The sequence below is a fragment of the Streptomyces sp. NPDC005262 genome, assembly GCF_042872425.1.
Lineage (GTDB): Bacteria > Actinomycetota > Actinomycetes > Streptomycetales > Streptomycetaceae > Streptomyces.
The window spans coordinates 353,377-377,312 of the sequence record NZ_JBIAKK010000006.1; the positions used below are offsets into that span (position 1 = coordinate 353,377).

Annotated in this window: 20 protein-coding genes; 14 read left to right on the forward strand and 6 right to left on the reverse strand. The window is 71.3% G+C overall.

Annotated elements, in window-relative coordinates; all coding sequences use genetic code 11:
* Positions 1 to 18 precede the first annotated feature (18 nt).
* From ACFYP5_RS18650 to ACFYP5_RS18680, 7 genes are all read left to right on the forward strand, one after another.
* Positions 19 to 1,602, forward strand: a complete 1,584-nt coding sequence (locus ACFYP5_RS18650; RefSeq protein WP_389036878.1) for an ABC transporter substrate-binding protein — start codon at positions 19 to 21, stop codon at positions 1,600 to 1,602.
* Positions 1,599 to 2,552 carry an ABC transporter permease gene (locus tag ACFYP5_RS18655; RefSeq protein WP_330247100.1) on the forward strand — a complete coding sequence of 318 codons (954 nt, stop codon included), beginning with the start codon at positions 1,599 to 1,601 and terminating at the stop codon, positions 2,550 to 2,552. Before ACFYP5_RS18650 ends, ACFYP5_RS18655 begins: the two co-directional genes overlap by 4 nt.
* Positions 2,549 to 3,439 carry an ABC transporter permease gene (locus ACFYP5_RS18660; protein WP_389036881.1) on the forward strand — a complete coding sequence of 297 codons (891 nt, stop codon included), beginning with the start codon at positions 2,549 to 2,551 and terminating at the stop codon, positions 3,437 to 3,439. The genes ACFYP5_RS18655 and ACFYP5_RS18660 overlap by 4 nt, the downstream gene beginning before the upstream one ends.
* Positions 3,436 to 4,527: an ABC transporter ATP-binding protein gene (locus tag ACFYP5_RS18665; protein ID WP_389036884.1), complete on the forward strand. Its 1,092-nt coding sequence runs from the start codon at positions 3,436 to 3,438 to the stop codon at positions 4,525 to 4,527. Before ACFYP5_RS18660 ends, ACFYP5_RS18665 begins: the two co-directional genes overlap by 4 nt.
* Positions 4,528 to 4,607: 80 nt before the next feature.
* Positions 4,608 to 5,564 (forward strand): ABC transporter ATP-binding protein, encoded by a 957-nt coding sequence (locus tag ACFYP5_RS18670; protein WP_389037092.1) that lies wholly within the window; start codon positions 4,608 to 4,610, stop codon positions 5,562 to 5,564.
* A 70-nt stretch (positions 5,565 to 5,634) separates the two neighbouring features.
* Positions 5,635 to 7,440 carry a gamma-glutamyltransferase family protein gene (locus ACFYP5_RS18675; protein WP_389036887.1) on the forward strand — a complete coding sequence of 602 codons (1,806 nt, stop codon included), beginning with the start codon at positions 5,635 to 5,637 and terminating at the stop codon, positions 7,438 to 7,440.
* 63 nt (positions 7,441 to 7,503) lie between these two features.
* Entirely contained in the window at positions 7,504 to 8,331 is an 828-nt protein-coding gene (locus tag ACFYP5_RS18680) for an inositol monophosphatase family protein (RefSeq protein WP_389036890.1), read from the forward strand.
* Between the two features lie 73 nt (positions 8,332 to 8,404).
* Here the strand turns inward: ACFYP5_RS18680 and ACFYP5_RS18685 are convergent, their stop codons facing one another.
* Together ACFYP5_RS18685 and ACFYP5_RS18690 are read right to left on the reverse strand one after the other, a co-directional pair.
* Positions 8,405 to 8,830, reverse strand: coding sequence for a VOC family protein (locus tag ACFYP5_RS18685; RefSeq protein ID WP_389036893.1), 426 nt, complete (start codon positions 8,828 to 8,830; stop codon positions 8,405 to 8,407).
* A 40-nt stretch (positions 8,831 to 8,870) separates the two neighbouring features.
* On the reverse strand, positions 8,871 to 9,683 hold the full coding sequence (locus tag ACFYP5_RS18690; RefSeq protein ID WP_389036896.1) for a nucleotidyltransferase family protein: 813 nt from the start codon (positions 9,681 to 9,683) through the stop codon (positions 8,871 to 8,873).
* A 92-nt stretch (positions 9,684 to 9,775) separates the two neighbouring features.
* Here ACFYP5_RS18690 and ACFYP5_RS18695 point away from each other — a divergent pair, with 92 nt between their 5' ends.
* From ACFYP5_RS18695 to ACFYP5_RS18710, 4 genes are all read left to right on the forward strand, one after another.
* The gene (locus tag ACFYP5_RS18695; protein WP_389036899.1) at positions 9,776 to 11,191 is read left to right on the forward strand and encodes a phytoene desaturase family protein; all 1,416 of its coding nucleotides are present in this window, start codon (positions 9,776 to 9,778) and stop codon (positions 11,189 to 11,191) included.
* Between the two features lie 569 nt (positions 11,192 to 11,760).
* The gene (locus tag ACFYP5_RS18700) at positions 11,761 to 12,297 is read left to right on the forward strand and encodes an O-acetyl-ADP-ribose deacetylase (RefSeq protein WP_327127517.1); all 537 of its coding nucleotides are present in this window, start codon (positions 11,761 to 11,763) and stop codon (positions 12,295 to 12,297) included.
* Positions 12,298 to 12,346: 49 nt separating this feature from the next.
* Positions 12,347 to 13,819, forward strand: coding sequence for an AlkA N-terminal domain-containing protein (locus tag ACFYP5_RS18705; RefSeq protein WP_389036902.1), 1,473 nt, complete (start codon positions 12,347 to 12,349; stop codon positions 13,817 to 13,819).
* Between the two features lie 12 nt (positions 13,820 to 13,831).
* Positions 13,832 to 14,350, forward strand: a complete 519-nt coding sequence (locus tag ACFYP5_RS18710; RefSeq protein ID WP_389036905.1) for a methylated-DNA--[protein]-cysteine S-methyltransferase — start codon at positions 13,832 to 13,834, stop codon at positions 14,348 to 14,350.
* Positions 14,351 to 14,437: 87 nt separating this feature from the next.
* On the opposite strand, the gene ACFYP5_RS18715 is transcribed toward ACFYP5_RS18710, so the two are convergent.
* Positions 14,438 to 15,022 (reverse strand): TMEM165/GDT1 family protein, encoded by a 585-nt coding sequence (locus ACFYP5_RS18715; protein WP_389036907.1) that lies wholly within the window; start codon positions 15,020 to 15,022, stop codon positions 14,438 to 14,440.
* 366 nt (positions 15,023 to 15,388) lie between these two features.
* Between ACFYP5_RS18715 and ACFYP5_RS18720 the strand changes: the two genes are divergently transcribed.
* Positions 15,389 to 15,796 (forward strand): (2Fe-2S) ferredoxin domain-containing protein, encoded by a 408-nt coding sequence (locus ACFYP5_RS18720; RefSeq protein ID WP_389036910.1) that lies wholly within the window; start codon positions 15,389 to 15,391, stop codon positions 15,794 to 15,796.
* Positions 15,797 to 15,905: 109 nt separating this feature from the next.
* Here ACFYP5_RS18720 and ACFYP5_RS18725 read toward each other — a convergent pair whose 3' ends face one another.
* Together ACFYP5_RS18725 and ACFYP5_RS18730 are read right to left on the reverse strand one after the other, a co-directional pair.
* A complete protein-coding gene (locus ACFYP5_RS18725) occupies positions 15,906 to 16,649 on the reverse strand; it encodes an NAD-dependent deacetylase (RefSeq protein ID WP_389036913.1) in 744 nt (247 codons plus the stop codon).
* Positions 16,650 to 16,796: 147 nt separating this feature from the next.
* Positions 16,797 to 17,291, reverse strand: a complete 495-nt coding sequence (locus ACFYP5_RS18730) for an NUDIX domain-containing protein (protein WP_389036916.1) — start codon at positions 17,289 to 17,291, stop codon at positions 16,797 to 16,799.
* Positions 17,292 to 17,444: 153 nt separating this feature from the next.
* Here ACFYP5_RS18730 and ACFYP5_RS18735 point away from each other — a divergent pair, with 153 nt between their 5' ends.
* The gene (locus ACFYP5_RS18735; protein WP_389037094.1) at positions 17,445 to 18,560 is read left to right on the forward strand and encodes a glycerate kinase; all 1,116 of its coding nucleotides are present in this window, start codon (positions 17,445 to 17,447) and stop codon (positions 18,558 to 18,560) included.
* A 115-nt stretch (positions 18,561 to 18,675) separates the two neighbouring features.
* Here ACFYP5_RS18735 and ACFYP5_RS18740 read toward each other — a convergent pair whose 3' ends face one another.
* On the reverse strand, positions 18,676 to 21,015 hold the full coding sequence (locus tag ACFYP5_RS18740) for a discoidin domain-containing protein (RefSeq protein WP_389036919.1): 2,340 nt from the start codon (positions 21,013 to 21,015) through the stop codon (positions 18,676 to 18,678).
* A 325-nt stretch (positions 21,016 to 21,340) separates the two neighbouring features.
* Here ACFYP5_RS18740 and ACFYP5_RS18745 point away from each other — a divergent pair, with 325 nt between their 5' ends.
* A complete protein-coding gene (locus ACFYP5_RS18745) occupies positions 21,341 to 23,839 on the forward strand; it encodes a SpoIIE family protein phosphatase (RefSeq protein WP_389036922.1) in 2,499 nt (832 codons plus the stop codon).
* Positions 23,840 to 23,936 lie beyond the last annotated feature (97 nt).

Sequence of the window (23,936 nt, forward strand, 5' to 3'; positions counted from 1 at the left end):
CGAAAAGCGGTTGCCCTGGTGGCAGTTGCATTGGTGTCCCTCACCTCGGGCTGCGCGTCATTGCAGTCCTCGGCGACCGAGGTCGGCGGTGTGCGGAAAACCGATGAACGGTCCGTACGCGACGGCGGGACACTGACTGTTGCTCTCAACTCCGACCCGGACAAACTCGACCCCACCCTGGCCCAGACCCTCGTCGGCCGTACGGTCTTCGCGGGCATGTGCGAGAAGCTCTACGACATCGACGAGGACGGCGCGGTCGTACCGCAGCTCGCCGCCGCGCTGCCCGCCACCTCGGCCGACGGGCGCACCGTCACCGTCCGGCTGCGCCACGACCTGAAGTTCAGCGACGGCACGAGGCTCGATGCCGACGCCGTCGTCACCTCGCTGCTGCGCCACCGCGATCTGCCCGGATCCGCGCGCGGCACCGAACTCGCCCCGGTCAAGTCCGTGCGGGCCACCGGTCCGTACACCGTACGGATGGAACTCGACCACCCGTACGTGCCGCTCACCGGTGTGCTCGCCGACCGGGCCGGGATGGTGATGTCACCGACCGCGCTCAAGAAGTACGGGAAGAACTTCACGAACCACCCGTCCTGCGTCGGCCCGTTCCGGTTCGTCGAGCGGGTCGGCGGCGACCGGATCGTGTTGAAGAAGGACCCCAACTACTACGACGCGGACAAGGTCCACCTCGACGGGGTCGTCTACAAGCCGATCCCCGACGGCAACGTCCGGCTCGCCAACCTGCGCTCCGGCGACCTCCAGGTCGGCGACCAGATGGGCCCCATCGACGTCCAGAGCGCGCTGACGGAGCCCAAGCTCCAGCTCTTCAACTCGCCGTCGCTCGGCTACCAGGGCATCGGACTCAACGTCGGCAATGTGCACGGCCTCGGCAAGAAGCCGGGCAAGCTCGACACCCCGATAGCCCGGGACGTCCGGGTCCGTGAGGCGTTCGAGCTCGCCATCGACCGCGAGACACTCAACAAGGTCGTCTTCCAGGGCATGTACGAGCCGGCCTGCAGCCCGATCTCCCCGCAGTCCGCCATCGCCCCCGGCGTCAAGCCCCAGGACTGTCCGAGGCGTGATGTCGCCAAAGCGAAGAAGCTGCTGAAGGAGGCCGGGGTGAAGACCCCGGTGAAGATCGAGCTGAAGACCTCCACCACCCCCGAACAGGGGCGCGTCGGGCAGGTCCTCCAGGCCATGGTCAAGGAGGCCGGCTTCGATCTCTCCCTGCGGCCCACCGAGTACGCCACCATGCTCTCGGAGACCGACGCCGGGCACTACGACGTCTTCACCAGCGGCTGGTCAGGCCGGCTCGACCCGGACGGCAACGTCTCCAACTTCCTCAGGACAGCGGGCGCCATGAACGCCTACGGCCTCGGCGACCCCGAGATCGACCGGCTGATCGACGAGGGCCGCGCCGTCGCCGACCCGGCGCGACGCACCAAGATCTACAACGAGCTGACCCGGCGCGTTCAGGACGCCCACACGATGATCTACCTCTACCGGCAGAAGAACTACGTCGTCGCCACCAAGTCCGTCGCGGGCATCCGCGTCTACGGCGACGGTCTGGTCCGGGTCAAGACTGCGGGGTACACCCGATGACGAAATACCTGCTGACGCGCCTTCGTCAGTCCCTCATCACGCTCTTCCTCGTCTCCATCGTGGTGTTCGCCGGAATCCGGGCCCTGCCCGGCGACCCGGCGCTCGCCCTCGCCGGCGAGGAACGCAGCCCCGAGGCACTCGCCGCGATCCGCGAGGCGTACGGGCTCAACGACAACATCGTCGTGCAGTACGGACGGTTCATCGGGCACGCCCTCACCGGCGACCTCGGCACCTCCTCCCGTACCGGACTCCCGGTCGCCGACGCCATCGGCCAGGCCCTGCCCGTCACCCTGGAACTGGCGGCGCTCTCCCTGCTGCTCGCCGTCGTCCTCGGTATCGGCGCCGGAGTCGTCGCCGCCGTGCGGCGCGGCAAGCCGGAGGAGTGGCTGGCCAACGTCATCGCGCTGATCGGCCTCTCCGTCCCGACCTTCTGGCTCGGCATCGTGCTGGTTCTCGGATTCGCCATCGCCGTCCCGGTGTTCGCCGCATCCGGCTACGTACCGTTCGGCACCGACCCGGTCGACAACTTGCGCCGCATGGTGCTGCCCGCGATCGTCCTCGGCTCCGGACTCGCCGCGGTCGTGATGCGGCAGACCCGGGCCGCGATGCTCGACTCGCTCTCCGCCGACTACGTCCGTACCGCCCGTGCCAAGGGGCTGTCGAAGCGGTCCGTCGTCGGCGGGCACGCCCTGCGCAACTCGCTCGTCACCGTCGTGACCGTCCTGGGTCTCCAGCTCGGCCATCTGATCTCCGGCGCCGTCGTCACCGAGCAGATCTTCGTCCTGCCCGGCTTCGGCAAGCTCACCATCGACGCCGTCTTCACCCGCGACTACGCGACACTCCAGGCTGTGGTGCTCTGCACCTCCGCCGCGTACATCCTCATCAATCTGCTGGTCGACGTGGTCTATTCGGTCATCGACCCGCGCATCCGGCTCGGAGGTGCCCGGTGACCACCGCGACCACAGCGCTCCCCACCACCCCAGAGGCGACCAGGAAGCGGCCGAGCAGCGGCCGGCTCCGCGCTCTGCGCAAGAACCGGCTCGCCCTCACCGGCGGCATCATCGCCGCCGTCTTCGTCCTCACCGCGCTCCTCGCGCCACTGATCGCTCCGTACGACCCCGCCCAGCCGAACTTCGGGAACGTGCTCGCCGAACCCAGCTGGGCCCACTGGCTCGGCACCGACGACCTCGGACGCGACCAGCTCTCCCGCATCGTGTACGGGGCACGTGCCTCCATGCAGGTCGGCCTCGTCGCCGTCGTACTGGCCTTCGTCATCGGCGTACCCCTCGGCCTGGTCGGCGGCTACTACGGCCGGTTCGCGGACAGCACCATCTCCCGGCTCACCGACACCATGCTGGCGTTCCCGTTCCTGGTGCTCGCCGTCGGCCTGGCCGCGATCCTCGGCCCGTCGCTGAGCAACGCCACCATCGCCATCGGTATCTCGCAGATCCCCGCAGTCATCCGCATCACCCGGGCCGAGACCCTGCGGCTCAAGCACGTCGACTACGTCGGCGCGGCCATCGCCAACGGTGGTGGCGACGGCACCGTGCTCTTCCGGCACATCCTGCCCAACGCGACCTCGGCACTCATCGTGCAGGCGACCGTAGGCATCCCCGCCGCGATCATCGGCGAGGCGCTGCTCAGTTTCCTCGGCCTCGGCGTCCAGCCGCCGGCCCCGTCGCTCGGCGTGATGCTCTCCGGCGCCCAGTCCTTCCTGGCGCCCGCGCCCTGGCTCGCCGTCTTCCCCGGCCTGGCGATCGTCGCGGCGACGCTGGCCTTCAACCTGCTCGGCGACGGATTGCGTGACGTCCTCGACCCCCGCGGAGGCACCCGATGACCGAGACCGTCCTCGAACCCGTACGGGAACCGGTGCGTGAGCCGGTCCTGAGCGTCCGCGACCTGTCGGTGTCGTTCCGCTCCGACACCCGGACCGTGCACGCCGTCGACGGTGTCTCCTACGACCTCGCACCCGGCGAAGTCCTCGCCGTGGTGGGGGAGTCGGGGTGCGGAAAGTCCGTCACCTCCATGGCCGTGATGGGCCTGCTCCCGCCCACCGCGCAGGTGGGCGGTTCCATCAGGCTCGGTGGCCGGGAACTGGTCGGCGCCCACGAGAAGGAGCTCCAGAAGGTTCGCGGCAAGGACATCGCGATGATCTTCCAGGAGCCGATGACCTCGCTCAACCCGGTCCTCACCGTCGGCCGGCAGATCGGCGAGGTCCTGCGCAGGCACCAGGGGCTGGGCAGGAAGGACGCCACGGCGAGGGCCGTCGAACTCCTCGAGCTGGTCGGCATCCCGGCCCCGCAGCGCCGTATCGACGAGTACCCCCACCAGCTCTCCGGCGGCATGCGGCAGCGCGTGATGATCGCGATCGCCGTGGCCTGCGACCCGTCCGTACTCATCGCGGACGAGCCGACCACCGCACTCGACGTCACGGTGCAGGCCGGCATCCTCGAAGTGCTCCAGTCGCTGCGCGAACGGCTCGGCACGGCGATCGTCCTGGTCACCCACGACCTCGGCGTGGTGGCGGACGCCGCCGACCGGGTGCTGGTGATGTACGCCGGACGTTCCGTCGAACAGGCGCCGGTCCACGACCTGTTCGCCTCCGCCCGGCACCCGTACACCCGTGGGCTGCTCGGCGCCGTCCTGCGGCCCGGCGGCGAGGGCAAGCGGCGGCTCCCCGAGATCCCCGGCCTGGTGCCGAGCCTCGACAGCCAGCCGGACGCCTGCACCTTCGCCCCGCGGTGCAGCCGCGCCGACGACACCTGCACCGGTGGCCGGCCCGGCTTCAAGGCCATAGACCCGAAGGCGGGCGCGGACGCCCTCCACCGGGCGGCCTGCTGGCACCCCTACGGCGCCGACGCCGCCGTGGACACCACCCCCGCACCCGACACGACCGACACACTCGACCAGGAGGCCGGAGAGTGACCACCGCGCAGACGGTCCCCGCACCCCGCGGCAGCGACGCAGCCGCCGGGCAGAACGTGCCGGTACTCGAAATCACCGCCATGGAACGGCACTTCGATGCCTCCGGCGGTGGCACCGTCCGTGCCGTCGACGGTGTCTCGATCACCATCGGCCGCGGCGAGGTCGTCGGTCTCGTCGGCGAATCCGGCAGCGGCAAGTCGACCGTCGGCCGCTGCGCCGTACGCCTCGACGAACCGACCGCCGGCACCGTCAGCATCAACGGCACCGACGTCACCCACCTCTCGCGCCGCGCCCTGCGCCCCCTGCGCAAGGACTTCCACCTGGTCTTCCAGGACCCGTCGTCCTCGCTCGACCCGCGGATGACCATCGGCCAGATCATCGCCGAACCGATCAAGCTGCACCGCCAGGCGCGGGGCGAGGAGGTGCGCGCCCGGGTCGAGCAGCTTCTCGCCCAGGTCGGCCTGCGTCCCGAGCACGCCGACCGGCATCCGCACGAGCTCTCCGGCGGCCAGCGCCAGCGCATCTCCATCGCCCGTGCGCTCTCCTGCGACCCCGATCTGGTCGTCGCGGACGAACCGACGTCCGCGCTCGACGTCTCCGTACAGGCGTCCGTCCTCAATCTGCTCGCGGACCTGCAGCGTGATCGCGGGTTCGGCTGCCTGTTCATCACCCACGACCTGGCCGCCGTCGAGTTCCTCGCCGACCGGATCGCCGTGATGTACCTCGGGCAGATCGTCGAACAGGCCCCGACCGCGGAACTGTTCGCCTCCCCGAAGCACCCCTACACCCAGGCGCTGCTCTCCGCCGCGCCCGTCCCCGACCCGGTCGAGCAGCGCTCCCGCGAACGCATCGTGCTCCACGGCGAACTGCCCAGCCCGCTCGATCCCCCGGCAGGCTGCCGCTTCCACACCCGCTGCCCGCTCGCCACGGACCGCTGCCGCACCGAGGTGCCGGCCCTGCGCGAGCTGCCCGGCGGACGGCAGGTCTCCTGTCACCTCGTCGAGGAGGACGGGACCGCCCCGGACGCGGCCTCCTGACCTCCCGTACATACGATCCGAACCACACGCAAGTACGTCGCACAGTACGTCGCAGCTAGGAGCCACATCCGTGTTCACCACCCGGCCGACCCTTCAGGGCACCTTCGGCATGGTGTCCTCCACCCACTGGCTCGCCTCGCAGTCCGCGATGGCCGTCCTGGAGGACGGCGGCAACGCCTATGACGCCGCCGTCGCCGCCGGATTCGTCCTGCACGTCGTCGAACCGCACCTCAACGGCCCGGCCGGTGAGGTGCCGATGATCCTGGCGCCGAGCGACGGCGACGTGCAGGTCCTCTGCGGCCAGGGCCCGGCCCCCGCCGGCGCCACCGTCGCCCACTACCGCTCCCTCGGGCTGGACCTCGTCCCCGGCACCGGCCCCCTGGCCGCCGCGGTCCCCGGTGCGTTCGACGCCTGGATGCTGCTGCTGCGCGACCACGGCACCAAGTCCGTCGCCGAGGTGTTGCGGTACGCGATCGGCTACGCGGAGGACGGGCACGCACCCGTCGAGCGGGTAGGCCAGACCGTCGAGACGGTCCGCGAACTCTTCGAGACCGAGTGGCGGTCCTCCGCCGACGTCTATCTCCCCGGCGGTAAGTCCCCCGCGCCGGGCGAGCTCTTCCGCAATCCCGCCCTCGCCGCGACCTGGCGCCGCCTGATCGCCGAGGCCGAGAAGACCGGCGGCGACGACCGCATCGCGCAGATCGACGCCGCACGGAAGATCTGGAGCGAGGGCTTCATCGCCGAAGCGCTGGTCCGCCAGGCCGCCCGCCCCACCATGGACACCAGCGGCAGCCGCCACACCGGCACCCTGACCGCCGCCGACCTGTCCGGCTGGTCCGCGTCGTACGAGGCGCCCGCCACGTACGACTGGAACGGCTGGACGCTCGCCAAGGCCGGCGGCTGGAGCCAGGGCCCCGCCTTCCTCCAGCAGCTCGCCCTGCTCCCCGCCGAGCTCCCGCAGTACGGCTCCGCGGACTACGTGCACCTGCTCATCGAGGGGTGCAAGCTCGCCATGGCCGACCGTGAGGCCTGGTACGGCGACGCCGCCGACGTGCCCCTCGACGTACTGCTCTCGGAGCCCTACAACGCCGAGCGGCGCGCACTGATCACCGACGAGGCGTCGCGCGAGCTGCGCCCCGGCAGCCCCGGCGGCCGCACCCCGGTCCTCAGCGAGCACGCGCACGCCGTCGCCTCCGGCGAGGGCGGGTTCGACGCCATGGGCATCCCGGCGGCCGGCGTCGGAGAGCCGACCGTCGCGAAGGACGGCGCGACGCGTGGCGACACCTGCCACGTCGACATCGTCGACCGGTGGGGCAACATGGTCTCCGCCACCCCCAGCGGTGGCTGGCTGCAGTCCAACCCGGTCGTGCCGGAGCTCGGCTTCCCGCTCGGCACCCGCCTCCAGATGGCCTGGCTCGACGAGGGCCTGCCGAACTCCCTCACCCCCGGCCGCCGCCCCCGCACCACCCTCACCCCGTCCCTCGCCCTGCGCGACGGCGTCCCGGTGATGGCGTTCGGGACGCCCGGAGGCGACCAGCAGGACCAGTGGCAGGTCCACTTCTTCCTCGCCGTCGCGCTGCGCGCCGAGGTCCGGGGCGGACTCGACCTGCAGGGCGCCATCGACGCACCGAACTGGCACAACGACAGCTTCCCCGGCTCGTTCTTCCCGCGCGGCATGCGGCCCGGCAGCGTCACGGTCGAGGAGCGCATGGACCCGGAGGTCGTCGAGGAGCTGCGTCGCCGCGGCCATGACGTCACGGTCGGCGATCCGTGGTCCGAGGGCCGGATGTGCGCGGTCGCCCGTGACCCGGAGACCGGGGTGCTCTCCGCCGCCGCGAATCCGCGCGGCATGCAGGGGTACGCCGTAGGCCGCTGACCGGCCACCTCCACGTCATGACCAGGTCGTTAGGGAACCGGTGGACCGTGCTTAGCTGGGGTCATGATCGATGACTTCCTTGCCGGGGACCTGACCGAGGTCGAGGCGGCGGTCCGCGCAGCGGCCGCCGCCGAGATCATGCCGCGCTACCGGCAGCTCGCCGCTCACGAGATCGTCGAGAAGAGCGGTCCGCACGACCTCGTCACCACCGCCGACCGCCTTGCCGAGGAACACCTCACCGCGTCCCTGACCCGGCTCCTGCCCGGCTCGGTGGTCGTCGGTGAGGAGTCGGTCCACGCCGATCCGAAGGTGTACGACGCCCTGGGCGGCGAGGCACCCGTCTGGATCGTCGACCCGGTCGACGGCACCCGCCAGTTCGTCCGCGGTGAGCCGGGCTTCTGCACGCTCGTCGCCCTCGCCCACCACGGCGAACTCCTCGCCTCGTGGACGTACGCCGCGGCCCTGGACGAGATTGCGGTCGCGGTCCGCGGCCGGGGCGCCACGCTGAATGGCGTCCGCATACATTCCGGATCGCCCGCGCCGGGCGCCGTGCTCAAGGTGGCCATGTCGCACCCCGACTACACCTCCGACGCCCAGAAGCGTGCCCTGCTCGGCCTGCGCACCGAAGGCATCGACGCGCGCCCGTGCGGCTCGGCGGGCCTCGAATACCTGGCCGTCGCCCGCGGCCACCAGGACGCGGTCGCCTTCAACTGGGAGTACGCCTGGGACCACGCGGCGGGCCTGCTGCTGGTCACCGAGGCGGGCGGTGCCCAGGCCACGCTCTCGGGCGCCCCGTTCCGCGTCACCGGCGGCAACGCCCTGCCCTTCACGGCCGCCCGTGACGAGGCGACGGCCGAGCGGATCCTGGAGGCACTGCGCGCCGGAGGATGACCTGGCCCCACGGGGCTCGCGTCGGCCGGCCGTCCACAACGAGCGAGCCGGGCCACCCCCCGCGAAGACCTGGCTACGGCTGCTGCGCCCGGTGCAGGACCAGGCAGAACGGATGCCCCGCCGGATCGGCACAGATCCGCCACGGCCGCTCGGCGCGCTCCGGGTCCGCCTCCCCGGCACCGTCCGCGCTGCCGTCGTCGAGCACGGAAGCGCCGGCCGCGACGACCTCCGCCTGCGCCGCGTCCAGGTCCGGCACACCGAAGTCCAGATGGAACTGCTGGGGCCGCGCGGGGTCCGGCCACTGCGGCGGCCGATGATCCGCAGCCCGCTGGAACGCCAGGACGAGACCGGCGTCCGTGTGCAGCGTCGCCCAGTTCTCGTCGAGCCCCCACCGAGGGTCCGGCTCGTTGACCCGGCCGCCCACGACCGAGCGGTAGAACTCGGCGAGACGTACGGGATCGGGGCAGTCGAGCACCACGCACTGAAGTTCAGCGATCATGACCGGATCCTAAGCCGGAGACGGCCACCCGCGGCTCCGGTCACCGGAGCACCGCCCGCACATCCCGCACCACGGCCCCCGCCGTCTCCACAGCCGCCGCGTCCAGCCCCCGCAGCGCCAGGCCCACCCGCTCGGCGAAGTCCGCCGGAGTCCGCGGCAGCAGCGCGGCCGCCGCCAGCGCGCCCTTCTCGTTCAGGCACCAGGTGCGGTGATGGGCGTGGAGGGACTGGACGAGGATGCCGAACGCCTTCGACAGGCACAGTGCGACATGCAGGGTGTCGCCGGAGGGGGCCGATTTCCGTGCTGCGTCCACCGAGAAGTCCGCCTCCCAGGCGGCCTCGATGAGCGCCTTGCGCAGCGGCTCCGGGTAGCCGCGGGTCTCCCGCTGAAGCTCCGCCAGCTCATTGGAAGGGTCGGCCAGTACGCGGCCGAGCGCCACCTCGCCCGGATAGCAGGGGGACCAGAACCCAAGCGGGTGGCCGGGCTGGACGCCCACCTCGAAGTGGCCCTCACGGCAGTCGGACCAGACCTGCTCGACCCGGTCCAGGTCGCGCAGGATCCAGTCCACCGGAGTGCCGTCGACCCGCAGCCACGCACCGCCGTTGACCCACGGACCCCAGTCGCCGGGACCCGCCACCTCCACCGGGGAGCCCTGCACCTCGCACGCGAGTGCGGTCAGGGCGGCCAGGTCGGGAGCGCCCCGGTAGTAGACGCCGAGGTCCCAGTCGGAGTCCGGGCGGTGCGTGCCACGGGCACGGCTGCCGCCGAGGACGACGGCGCGGACGCCGGGCAATGCGGCCAGCGGCGCCGCCATGTCGTCGATGAGTGATACTTCCAGCGAATCCCTCTTCATCCGCAGGGACGTTACGTTACCCGCGGCCCGGCTGTCGGTGCTGCGGAATATCCTTGAGTCTCTTGGCCGTCGGCTGACAAAGGAGTCCGCAGGTGCCGTCGATGCTCGATGCCGTCGTCGTGGGGGCGGGACCCAACGGACTGACCGCCGCCGCAGAACTGGCCCGCCGTGGTTTCTCGGTGGAGGTGTTCGAGGCGGCCGAGACCATCGGAGGCGGCGCCCGCACCGAGGAGCTCACCCTCCCCGGCTTCCGCCACGACCCGTGTTCCGCCGTGCACCCGCTGGGCATCGGCTCGCCCGCGTTCGCCGCGATGCCGCTGGCCCGGCACGGTCTGGAGTGGATCCAGCCCGAACTGTCGCTCGCCCACCCCTTCCCGGACGGCTCCGCCGCGATTCTCACCGGGTCGGTGGGGGAGAGCGCCATGTCGCTGGGGCCGCAGGACGCGGGAGCGTACCGCAGACTGCTCGCCCCGTACCTCGGCCACTGGGACACGCTCGCCCAGGATTTCCTGCGGACCCCGTGGGACGGGCTGCCGCGCGACCCGTACCACTGGGCACGGTTCGGACTGGACGCGATCCAGCCCGCCACGCTGCTTTCCCGCCGCTTCAAGGGCGCGAAGGCGCGCGGCCTGTTCGCCGGGCTCGCCGCCCACGCCATAGCTCCCACCAGCGGAGTCGCCACCGGCGGCATCGCCCTGCTCTTCGCGCTCGCCGCACACGAGAACGGGTGGCCGGTGCCGCGCGGCGGCTCACAGGCCATCTCGGACGCCCTCGCCTCGTACATACGCGAACTGGGCGGCGCGATCCGAACCGGCACGGAGGTCAAGCGCCTCGACGAGCTCCCGCCCGCGCGCGCCTATGTCTTCGACACCTCGCCGACCGCGCTCGCCCGGATCGCCGGACTGGGTCACGCCTACCGCGGCTACCGGTACGGCGCCTCCTGTTTCAAGATCGACTATGCCCTGTCGGGCCCCGTCCCCTGGACCGCGAAGGAGGCACGGCGGGCCGGCACGGTCCATGTCGGCCCCACGGCCGGTGAGATCGAGGGCGCGCTGCGCGCCGCGGTGACGGGCCGCGACCCGAGCGTGCCGTTCCTGATCACCGCGCAGCCCAGCCTCTTCGACCCGTCGCGCGCGCCGGAGGGCCGCCATGTCTTCTGGGCGTACGGGCATGTCCCGGCGGGCTGGGAGGGCGACGCCACCGAAGTCATCGAGCGGCAGCTGGAGCGGTTCGCGCCCGGCTTCCGCGATCTGGTGCTCGCCCGCGCCGTGGCGGGTCCGCCGCAACTCGCCGTGCGCAACGCCAATTACGTCGGCGGTGACATCGCCTGCGGCGCGTTCGCCGGACTGCAGACGGTGATCCGGCCGAAGCTCGCCCGCGTGCCGTACGCGACGGCGCACCCGGCGGTGTTCCTGTGCTCCTCGGCCACCCCTCCCGGCCCCGGGGTGCACGGGATGCCCGGCCACCATGCGGCGAAGGCGGTCTGGCGAAGGCTCCGGGCGGCCTGAATACCTCGACGCGGTCCGGGGCGCCGAGGCCTCCGGCAGGCGGCGCGGGCCGACACCGGCCACGCCGGCCTGTTCTCGCTGTGCGCCGTGCGCTTGTCGCCCCCTCCTCTTCCCGGGCCGTCTGACGGCCGATTCCCGGGCCACATGACGGCCGCCTTCGTCCTGCCCTCCGCGCCCGGCCGGCCCGGCAGTTCGTGACAGGACCCGGCCGCGCCGGAGGGTGACCCGCGCCTTGATCCGGCTGCGGTGGCCGGGCTCGTCGGCCGTCCGCAGGTGTGCGGCGTCTTGACGTTCCTCCCGTGGTGCGCGGTGTGTACGCGAAGCCGGTGAGTGGGAGCAGGCCGAAGGCGACGTCGGACTACGAGGCGGTGTCGCCGGGGCCCCTTGTAGCGGGCGGCCCGCTGCCGGACAGCACGACGGGGCGCTCGGCGGCCGGAGCCGGCCGATGCGGCCCGGTCGTCCTGACCGACGGAAGGGCTTCGGTGCCCCGCTCCGGCCGGAGCACCGAAAAACCCTCCTCCGGGGCGCCAACCGCCGTCCGGGCGACGGGGACACGGCATCATGGCCACATGCGCACACCTGAGGCCGTCACCGTCACCCTGGTACGTGGTGACATCACCCAGCAGTCCGTCGACGTCGTCGTCAACGCGGCGAATTCCTCGCTGCTCGGCGGCGGTGGAGTCGACGGAGCGATCCACCGGCAGGGCGGTCCGGAGATCCTCGCCGCGTGCCGGGAGCTGCGTGCCTCGCAGTACGGAAAGGGGCTGCCCACCGGCCAGGCGGTCGCCACGACCGCCGGCCGGCTCGACGCCCGATGGGTGGTCCACACGGTGGGGCCGGTCTGGAGCAGTGCCGAGGACCGGTCCGCACTGCTGGCCTCCTGCTACCGCGAATCGCTGCGGGTGGCCGCCGAGCTGGGCGCCCGTACCGTGGCCTTTCCCGCCATCTCGACCGGCATCTACGGCTGGCCCATGGACGACGGCGCGCGCATCGCCGTCCGTACCGTGTTGGCGGAGGCTGCCGCGCCGGTCGAGGAGGTGCGGTTCGTGCTTTTCGACGCACACGCGTTCGTGGAGTTCGAAGAGGTCCTGGCAGCGCAAGGTTGATGTCGGATTCTCGCCAGCCCCCTCGCACCCGGTGACCCATGCTTGAGGCATGTACACCGACACCGAGCGCTGCGTACGGGCCGTCCGGGCCAAGGACGCCCGCTTCGACGGCTGGTTCTTCACGGCGGTCCTGACCACCCGGATCTACTGCCGTCCGAGCTGCCCCGTCGTGCCGCCCAAGGTCGAGAACATGACCTTCTACCCCAGCGCCGCCGCCTGCCAGCAGGCCGGATTCCGCGCCTGCAAGCGGTGCCGGCCCGACACCAGCCCCGGCTCCCCGGAGTGGAACGCCCGCGCCGACTCGGTCGCCCGCGCGATGCGCCTCATCAGGGACGGGGTCGTCGACCGCGAGGGCGTGCCGGGGCTGGCCGCCCGGCTCGGCTACTCCGCCCGCCAGATCGAACGCCAGCTCCTCGCCGAGCTGGGCGCCGGCCCGTTGGCCCTGGCCCGGGCCCAGCGCGCCCAGACCGCCCGGCTGCTCATCGAGACGACCGAACTCCCCATGGCCGACGTGGCGTTCGCAGCCGGGTTCTCATCCGTCCGTACCTTCAACGACAGCGTCCGTGAGGTCTTCGCCCTCGCGCCCGGCGAGCTGCGCACCCGCGCCGCACGGTCGGTGAAGACGCCGGCTACACCAGGCGTGATCGCGCTGAGGCTGCCGTACCGGGCGCCGCTCAACCCGTCCAACCTCTTCGGCCACCTCGCCGCGACAGCGGTACCCGGCGTCGAGGAGTGGCGCGACGGCGCCTACCGCCGCACGCTCACCCTTCCGTACGGGCACGGCATCGTCGCCCTCACTCCGCACCCCGACCACATCGCGTGCCGGCTCTTCCTCACCGATCCCCGCGACCTCACCCGCGCCATCAGCCGCTGCCGCTGGCTGCTCGACCTGGACGCCGACCCGGTCGCCGTCGACGACCAGTTGCGGGCCGATGCGCTGCTCGCGCCGCTGATCGACAAGGCCCCGGGGCGGCGGGTGCCGCGTACCGTCGACGGCGCCGAGTTCGCCGTACGGGCGGTGCTCGGCCAGCAGGTCTCGACGGCCGCCGCCCGCACCCACGCGGCCCGTCTGGTCACCGCACACGGCATCCCTGTGGATGACCCGGAGGGCGGCCTCACCCACCTCTTCCCGACACCCGGGGCGCTGGCATGCCTCGACCCCGAACAGCTCGCCCTGCCCCGCAGCCGCCGCACCACCCTCACCACACTCGTCGGTGCGCTCGCCGACGGCTCGTTGCGGCTCGGCACCGACAGCGACTGGGAGAAGGCCCGGGCCGAACTGACCGCACTGCCCGGCTTCGGGCCGTGGACCGTCGAGGTCATCGCCATGCGGGCGCTCGGTGATCCGGACGCCTTTCTCCCCACCGACCTCGGCATCCGGCGGGCGGCGCTGGAACTCGGCCTCCCGTCCACGCCCGCGGCGCTCACCGCACGCGCGGCGGCCTGGCGCCCCTGGCGGGCGTACGCGGTCCAGTATCTGTGGACCGTCGACGACCACCCCATCAACCACCTGCCCGTATAAGGGAGTTCTCGCATGACTGCGACACATCTCGCGACCCGGCGGCACATGGTCGTCGACAGCCCGTACGGCCCGCTCACCCTCGTCGCCACCGACGGCGTGCTCTCGGGCCTCTATATGACCGAACAGCGGCACCGCCCGCCCGAGGAGACCTTCGGCGACCCCGATCCTCGCCCCTTCCAGGAGACGATCCGACAGTTGGACGCCTACTTCGCGGGCGGACTGCGGGAGTTCGATCTGCCACTGCATCTGGACGGAACGCCGTTCCAGCGCAGCGTGTGGGAGCAGCTCCGGCAGATCCCGTACGGGGAGACCCGTTCGTACGGAGAACTCGCCGACCGCCTGGGCAAGCCGGGCGCCTCACGCGCGGTGGGCCTCGCCAACGGCAGGAACCCCGTGGGGATCATCGTTCCGTGCCACCGGGTCATCGGCGCGGCAGGCAGCCTGACCGGCTACGGCGGCGGTCTCGAACGCAAGCAGCGGCTGCTGGCCTTCGAGAACGGCACAGCGGACGACACCCAGATGCTGTTCTGAGGGCTGTGATCCGGACACGGCGAAGCCCGACGGTCGCACGGGGCGACCGTCGGGCTTCGCCGTGTCCGGCTGCGTGACGGAACCGGCTCAGGCCGTGAAGATCTCGACCACCGACCAGATCGCCAGCCCCAGCATGCACAGCCCGCCGATGCGCTGGACCGTGCCGAGCGGAACCCGCTTCGCGATGAAGCGTCCGGCGAGCAGCGCCAGTGCGGAGACGGACATCAGCGCGGCCAGGGATCCGATGGCCGTGGACCACGTGCCGTTACTGGCGGCCAGGTTGGCCGTGGTGATCTGGGTGAGGTCGCCCCATTCACTGATGAAGACCGCCATGAACGCGGTCGAGTAGACAGGCCAGAAGCCGGTCACGGTCTTGACTTCGCTGTCCTCGTCGCCGTCGTCACCCCCGCCGCGCAGCAGCATGAACGCGCCGAACGCGAAGAGGGCCGCCGAGACGAGCTTGACGATCCAGTCGGGCAGCAGCCCGATCAGACCGCCGGCGCCGACGGCGATCGCGACATGCACGAGGAACGCGGACGAGGTGCCGAACCAGACATAGAGCGGCCGCATGCGTGTGCCCATGGCCAGCGACGCGAACATGGTCTTGTCGGGGAGCTCCGCGAGGAAGATCAGCCCGAAGGCGGTGACGATCGCCAGGGGGTCGAGATGCATTCCGGGTGGCTTTCTGTGAGAGCCGGGCCCCGGGTCTTTCCGCGAAGCGCCACTCGGGCTTTCGGAGGACCACTCGGCCCGGCATGACTGCAGCGCCCACAGGGCGCGGGCGTGTCATACCTGACCGAAGGTCTCGCCCGCCCGTAACGATCTACGAGCCCGGCCACCGGGAACCCGAGGGTTCCAGTGTGTCGACGACCGGTTTGCGGGGCTACTCCCCTTCGCAGCCACCAACTTTACCTCACCCGCCCGCAGCGACCGGCGCCGGAGGGGCTCAAGTGTTCGACATCACTGCGCTCGGTACAGTCCCACGGTGATCATCCGCGCCCGCTCCCTCACCCGCGCCACGACCGGAAGCGTCCCCGTATGAGCCGCCGCACCCGCAAGGCCGCATCCGCTCCGGGCGCACCCCGGCCCACCGTCAGCGTCTGCCGGGGCTGCTGCTGCGGTACGCCGAAGATCCCGGACGTGGACCATGCCGGCCAGCTCGCAGCTCTGCGCCGGTCCATCGGCGAGATCGCCGCGGTGCGTGCCGTGGACTGCCTGGACGCCTGCGAGCAGGCCAATGTCATCGTCGTGCAGCCCTCGGCCGAGGGCAGAAGGGCGGGGGGACGTCCGGTCTGGCTCGGCCTCGTCAACGACCCGGATGCCGTCGCCGACATCATCGCGTGGGTCGAAGCGGGTGGTCCCGGCCTCGCGGACGCCCCCGACATCCTCGACCTCTACACGTTCCGGCCTTCGCGCCGCATACAGCAGGAACTCGGTTCGTCCTGAGGGCGGTTCCGCAATCCCTGGTGGATCAGCGGGCGGCTCAGGGCGTCATCGATGAGCGAAGGCCGGCCGGGCTCGACAGCCCTCAGGCAGGGGCGCCGTCCCTCGCATGTCAGCCGCCCGACCCCGCACGCGCTTCGGCGGTCAGTCGCGCAAGCAGCGACGGCAGCGCGGTTCCGATGGGCTCGCGGATCGTCTCCTCGGCCAGTTCGTCGTACGGGGTCGGCTCGGCGTTCACCACGATCAGCCGCGCACCGTACTCCGCCGCGATCCCGGCCAGCGACGCGGCGGGCTGCACCTGCAGCGTCGTACCGACCGCGATGAACACCTCGCAGGCCTTCGCGATCGACATGGCCTCGCCGAGCACCACCGGATCGAGCCGCTCACCGAACATGACCGTCGCCGACTTCAGGATGCCGCCACACACCGTGCACGCCGGGTCCGCCTCGCCCGCCTCGACCCTGGTCAGCGCCTGAGCCATCGGTGACCGGGCGTGGCATCGGGTGCAGACGACCTCGCGGGCGGTGCCGTGCAGTTCGAGGACCTTGCGGGCGGAGACACCTGCCAGCTGATGCAGCCCGTCGACGTTCTGCGTGATCACCCGCACCGGAACCCCGGCCCCCTCCAGGTCCGCCACGGCCCGGTGGGCGGCGTTCGGCTCGGCGTGCCAGGTGGCGCTGGTGCGGCGCATCTGCCAGGAGCGGCGCCGGATCTCCGGATCGGACATGTAGAAGTCGTACGTGACGAGCTTCTCGGCCTCGGGGTCCTTACGCCAGAGGCCGTTCGGCCCGCGGTAGTCGGGGATGCCTGAGTCCGTGGAGATGCCGGCGCCGCTGAGGATCGCGACGAGAGTCATACGGTGAGCGTACGCAGCGACGGCCACCGCCCGCGAGGGGTTTGTCCCGCGCTGCCGGGGCCCGACGGCGGCCGAAGCCACCGTCGGTCCGGATGCGGCACTCGTGGTGGAAGTCATGGTTCCCGCCGGCGCCGGTGAACGGGACGGTCAGGGGGTGACCGGGCTGCCGTCCTCCAGCTCCACGGCGCCGGTTCCGGAGTCGCGCACCTCAAGTGCCGCCCGCACCCGGTCTCCGAGCGCGCCGAGCAGATACCGGTCGAGCGCGTCCCGCTCCACCAGCTTCCAGGACAAGAGCTCCTCCTCCTGCAGCCGGATCGCCTTCAACTGGACGTCGTCCAGGACTCCGCCGTCGTACAGATACGCGGCGATCGGCGGCCGGGCGGGGCTGCGTGCCCAGTCGACCGCGAGCAGCCGTCCCGGTTCCAGGTCGAGCCCGATCTCCTCGGCAGTCTCACGGCGCGCGGCCCGGCGAGGCGTCTCGCCCTCGTCGGACTCGATCGTTCCGCCGGGCAGCGCCCAACCGTCCCGGTAGTTCGGCTCGACGAGCAGGACCCGTCCTTCCCCGTCCTGGAAGACGGTTGCGGCGGCGGCCAGCACCCTGGGAAGTCCCGCGATGTACGTGGCGTAGTCAGTGGTGGTCACGTGCGCAGCGTAGTGCGGGCGCCGGGCCGGCCACCGGAGCCCGGGTCCAGCGCCCGGACACCCATGGGCAGAGGGCGGAAGCTCCGGATAGGGTCGGGGCGGCGCGACTGCCTGTTCGAAAGCAAGGGATGCAAGGTGACGGACGGAGCAGTGATGGAGACCGCCCGCGTGCTCGTCGCGGCGGACAAGTTCAAGGGCTCGCTGACCGCGGTACAGGTCGCGGAGCGGGTGACAGCCGGGCTGCGGCGCATCGTCCCCGAGGTGCAGGTCGAGACCCTGCCTGTGGCGGACGGCGGCGACGGCACGGTGGCGGCGGCGGTGGCCGCCGGCTTCGAGCGGCGCGAAGCCCGGGTGACCGGGCCGCGCGGGGAGACCGTGACCGCCGCGTACGCGCTGCGGGACACCACCGCGGTGGTGGAGATGGCCGAGGCCTCGGGTCTCCAGCACCTTCCCGCAGGGGTCTTCGCCCCGCTCACGGCCACCACGTACGGCTCGGGTGAGCTGCTTGCCGCGGCTCTGGACGCGGGCGCCCGGACCATTGTGTTCGGGGTCGGCGGCAGCGCGACGACCGACGGCGGTGCGGGCATGCTGGCAGCGCTCGGCGCCCGCTTCCTGGACGCGGACGGCAAGCCCGTCGGTCCCGGTGGTGGCGGCCTCGCGAAGCTGGCCGAGGCGGATCTGTCCGGCCTCGACCCGCGGCTGGCCGACGTGGACCTGATCCTCGCGAGCGATGTGGACAATCCGCTGACCGGTCCGAAGGGCGCCCCGGAGGTCTACGGGCGGCAGAAGGGCGCGACCGAGGACGACATCGCGACCCTGGACGCGGCGCTCGCCCACTACGCATCGATCCTGGGACCGGACCATGCGAAGCTCCCCGGAGCGGGTGCGGCGGGCGGCGTCGGATACGGGGCACTGGTGGCGCTCGGCGCCCGGTTCCGCCCCGGCATCGAGGTCATGCTCGACGTACTGGGCTTCGCTCCGGCGCTGGCCCGCGCCACGCTGGTGATCACGGGCGAGGGCTCCCTCGACGAGCAGACCCTGCACGGCAAGGCTCCTGCGGGCGTCGCGGCGGCGGCCCGCGCGGCGGGGCTGGAGGTGGTGGCGGTCTGCGGCCGCCTGGCACTGCCTCCGGAGGCGCTGGGCAGAGCCGGCATCCGGCGCGCGTACGCCCTCACGGAGCTGGAGCCGGACCCGGCTGTGTGCATGGCACAGGCGGGCCCGCTGCTGGAACGGGTGGCGGAAGGGATCGCCCGCGACTTCCTGTCGTGAGCCGAACCGGGCCGAGTCGTATCGAGCAGGACTGAGCCGGCACGGGTCCTGGCCCGCCCGGAACGCCGACCGGTCACCGGACGGGTCCGGACCCGTCCGGTGACCGGTCGCGCCGTCAGCTGGTGTAGGCCTCCAGTTCCGAGAGCTGACCCGCGGGCCACCCCGTGTTCGCGGTGAAGGTCAGCCGCAGATAGCGGGCCGATGCGCCGGGCAGAGTGACCGTCGCGGTATTGCCGTCGGCTGGGTCGAAGACATAGTCGGCCGACGCCTTGAGCGAGCTGTACGAGGAGTTGTCAGCGCTGCCCGACACGCTCAGCGTCTGCGTGCGGGTCGCCCATGCCGTCGCCGGGGGCAGTTTCAGGACCACGCGTTTGACGGCCCGGGGAGCGCCCAGGTCCACGGTGATGGTCTGCGGGAAAGCGTGGTTGGTGCTCTCCCAGTAGCTGTTCGCATTGCCGTCCACGGCGTTGGCCGCACCGTAGACGTCCGCGTGCCCCGATTCGGTGACCGGCCGGCCCAGCGCCAGGTTGCCGGGATCGGTCGGTGGGTCGGTAGGTGGGTCGGTCGGGTCGGTGCCGCCCCCCGGCACCCCGCCGTTGGTCCACACGGGGTCCGGCCAGGTGCCGGTGCAGGCCGGCGGGTCGGCGTACCAGCCGGAGTTTCCGCTGCCCCGGGTGATCTGGAAGCCACTGCCGACACAGTTGTGGATCGGGTTCGGCTGGACGATGTGCGTGGCGACGACATCGGTGAACGTGGCCGTCCCCGGAGCTTGGATCTGCAGGGCGTAGGTACCCGCGCCGTCGATCCTGACGTTGTCGAAATGCAGCCCGTTGGTCGCCCCCTCGATCAGATGGATCGCGGCGTACGAGCTGTCGAGTATCTCGGTGTCGGTGATGTTGATCGTGGCGTTGATGGGTTCGTTGAGTCCGCTGAACCAGATCGCGCCGACCCCGAACCGCCAGTTGAAGTCGTTGTTCCCGGTACGGATCAGAGTGTTCCGGGCGGCTGTCGTGACGCCGGAGACCGCCGTTCCCTGACCCGAATTCACGCCGGGATAGCGATTGGCGACATGAAGGCCGCCGCCATTGGTGATCGTGTCGGACATGACGTTGTCGGAGATGGTGATGTCCTTGCCGCCGTACGTCACGATGTTGTTCGCGAGGATCGGCAGGATCACGGTGTTGAACGTGAACTTGTTCTTCACGTTCGGTACGTTTTCCGCCCACATCGCCAGGCCGTCGTCACCGGTGTTGCGGACGAACGTGTTGGTGACGGTGGAGTTCGTGACGCCGTAATGGAAATTCACGCCGTCGGCGGTCTGGTCCAGAATTCGGCTGTTCTTGACGGTGAAATTGTCCATCGGCCCGTCCATCCAGGCGCCGCACTTGGTGTGCTGCATCCAGATGTTGTCGACGACCGAATTGGACATCGCCCCGCCGATGGCGTTGACCTGGTCGTTGTCCACCCGTTCACGGATGTCGCCGATGATGGCGAAGTCCTTGAGGGTGACGTTGCTGCTGCCACCGTCCGAGGCGTACTTGCCGTAGACACCGACCGCCTTGCTGCGGTTCGACGGATCGCGCCCGGTCAGCACGCTGTACCAAGGACCGGCCCCGCGCAGTGTCACCTTGTCGACGACGACGTGATCGCGGACCTGGAAGGTGCCCTGCGGGATGTACACCTCCTTGCCCTGGGCACGGCCGGCGTCGACGGCCGCCTGGATCTTGCCGGTGGAGTCGGTGGCGCCCGTCGGGTCGGCGCCGAAGTCGTTCACCACGTCCAACGCCCCGGACGGCCTGCCTACCGGGGTGCCGACCTGCTCGAAGTCGGCCAGGTCGATCGTGAACGTCGGAGATGCGGCAGTGGAGGAGACCTGGAGCCGCACCTTCGTGCCGATGGGGAGCGTCGACCCGAACATGGTCCGGGCCTCGTCGTAGAAGTGGTGCGGGTTGGTGTCGCCCGGATTGTTGTTGAACGGGTAGCCGCCGTAGTACCAGCCGTACTTCGATGTCACCGGGACGCTCTTCGGCGCCCCGCCGCCCACGCGCACGTCGATCGAGGCGTCCCGGCCCGTTCCGTCGGGGCTGTCCGGCAGCGAGTAGCGGAAGGACATCGCGTTCGCCGGGGCGGTGAGGGTGAATTCCACGTACTCGCCGACGGCGTCCAGCGTCACGGCCTGCCGGCCGGAGGCCTCGGAGGGCAACGTGCCGTACAGCCGGTTCGGTCCGATCAGCGTGCCGTTCGTGGCCGCGTACTCGGCTTCCTGTTCCTTGAACGGAACAGTCGCACCGCGGCCGGGGACCGCGAGGGGGGAGGGCGCGGGGACACCCGCGGCCCGGGCGGGCGGGGCACTGGACAGTACGACAGCGGCGGCGGTGCCGAACGCGGCGAGGGCGAGGGACAGGGAGGCGGACAGAGAGCGTCTGAGCAGGAGGCGCTTCGGTGGTGGGGTCACGTGATCGTCGTCCTTGCGGCTCGTGGGGGCTCTTCGGACGCCCACAGGCTAGGAGTCGACCGCAAGGACGTCTATATCGATCGCAAAATATCGTCATGATCACTCAAAATTAAGACTCTTAGCGAGGACTTTTGCGTAGAGCGCCCAGAAAAATAGCAGTACGGACCGGCAAGACTCAAACTGTCGCGTGACATCACTCGACTCCAAGCGCACAGCGGGGCGAACCTCTGACGCAAAATATTCGCACGATGTTGGAAGATGTCGGTCATTGCCCTGCCGGGTCCACCAGGTGCGCTGCAGGGCCGCCGGGGCGCATCCTGACTGTGTGACCTGGTACGGCGCTACCCGGCACAGTCCGCAGGATGAAGGCGGGACGGTGCCCGGGGCGGTGGACGGCTGCCGAGTGCCGGGCGAACTGTCCCTGGTGCTCGCGCAGGCCGCGGTGAGCGCGGTCGAGTCCGTCGGAGGGTACGCCGGCGGCGTGTATGTGCGCTCCGGGAAGCCTGAGCTGCTGCGGCTCGCGGTGCTCGCGGGGTTGCCGGGTCGACTGTTCCGCCCCTGGTGGCGCATGCATGTGAACCGGCCTTTCCCGGTGTGCGAGTCCTATCGCGCGTACCGGTCGATCCTGCTCCCCGACGCCGAGGAGGCCATGCGCCGGTTCCCGCAGCTGATGGCGGGCCTGCCGTTCCCGTTCGGTTCGCTGTTCGTGCCCGTCGGCGGCGGCGACGAGAAGTTCGGGGTCCTGGCGGTGCTGCGCCCGGCCACACCCGGGCAGCCGGTATCGCAGGCTCACCGGCACAGTCTTCAGGAGGTGGCCCGGCAGCTCGGCTCCGATCTCGCGGAACTGGCGGGCGAGGGCACCCAGGTCGTGTGGGACGGCGAGCCGGTGCCCGTCCAGCTGCCCTCGGCCCCCGCGTCACCGGTCAGGATCGGACACTTCGAGTGGGACCTCGACACAGGCGCCGTCGAAGCCGATGCGGAGCTGTGCGCGATCCTCGCCACGGAGCCCGAACGGTTCGGGGGAACCATCGACGCGCTGACGGCGTTGCTGGCCCCGGAGGACGTGTGCGGGCTGTGCGCCGTCGCCCGCGGGGCGGCCGGATCGTCAGGCCCGGTCGTACGCCGGTTGCGGCTGTGCGGCCCCGACGGCCGGACGAACCTCCTCGAACTCTCCAGCCGCGGGCCCCGACCGCCCGGTGACGGCGCGGCCGGTCGTCTCACGGGTTTCCTCGTCGACCTCGGTGCCGGGGCGGTCCTCGCGGAGGCGGCAGACCGACTGCCGCGCGGCATCTTCTCGTTCGACCGGCTCGGACGGATCACCTACGTCAACGATCTCGCGGAGGAACTGCTCGACCGGGCGCGCGCCGACCTGGTGGGCCGCGTCCTGTGGGAGGTCCTGCCGTGGTTCGGACACCCCGCGTACGACGACGATCACCGGGCCGCCCTGCTCTCCCACGATCCGGTGCACTTCCTCGTGCGGCGAGCCGCAGACGACTGGCTGTCCGTGTCCCTGTACCCGGGCCACGACGGAGTGACGGTCACGCTCACCGCCACGGAACCGGCCTACACGCCGGGGTCGGTCGTCACACCGGGCGTGGGGATCGGCTCCCCGGCCGACCGGGCGTCCGCGCTCTACCGGCCGGTCGCCCTCGCCATCGCGCTGACGGAGGCCGTCACGGCACGCCAGGTCTCTGTGGTGGTCACGGAGGAACTGCTGCCGGCGTTCGGCGGCAGGCAACTGGCGATCTACCTGCTGAACGAGCGGCACCTCTACCTGGCCTGGGAGACCGGCTTCCCGAAGGGCTTCCTGGACCGTTTCGACGGCGTGTCCCTCGATGCCCACCTGCCCGGCGTCGAGACACTCACCACCGGCCGCCCGATCTTCTTCGAGTCGATGCAGCACATGGCCGCCGCCTACCCCGGCATCCCCCTGGACGCCGAAGTCGGCGCCCGCGCCTTCCTGCCGCTGATCGCCTCCGGGCAGCACGTCGGCTCCTGCATCCTCGGCTTCGACCACCCGCGCGGCTTCACCCCCGAGGAACGCACGGTCCTCACCGCGCTCGCCGGACTCATCGCCCAGTCCCTCCAGCGGGCCCGGCGATACGACACGGAATCCGCCCTGGCCCGTGGCCTGCAGAACGCCCTGCTGCCGCACCGGCTGCCCGTACTCGAACACGTCGACACCGCCGGGCGGTATCTCGCCGGCACCCAGGGCATGGACGTCGGAGGCGACTGGTACGACGTCATCGAGACGGAGCGCGGGCTGGCCCTGGTCATCGGGGACGTCCAGGGGCACGGAGTCGCCGCAGCCGCGACCATGGGCCAACTGCGCAGCGCGGTAAGGGCCTTCGCCCTCAGCGGGCACGATCCGCAGGAGGTGGTGAGCGGCACCAACCGGCTGCTCATCGACCTCGACCCCGGCCAGATCGCAAGCTGCTGCTACGTCGTCCTCGACCCCGTCACCGGCCGCACCCAGGCGGTCCGGGCCGGGCACCCGCAGCCCCTGCTCCGACATCCCGACCACACGACCGAGGTCCTGGACCTGCCGGGCGGCATCGTGCTCGGTGTCGACCCCCGCGTGTCCTACCCGGTCAGCGACCTCCTCCTGGACCCCGGCGCGATCCTGGCGCTGTTCACCGACGGGCTGGTCGAGCACACAGGGACCGACATCGATCTGGGCATCGAGCGGCTGCGCTCCACCATCGAGCGAGCCGACCCGCCGTCGCTCGCCGACATGGCGGATGTGGTGATCCGGGAGGCGAAGCAGGAGTCCGACCGGCCCGATGACATCGCGCTCCTGCTCGCCGCCCGCTGGGAGGCGTAACGGTCGCCGCACAGATCCGCGGAGCCGGCCGGGAGACAGCACTCCCGACCGGCTCTGTGACGTCGGCGTCCGCTGAACGATGATCGCGAAGACCGCA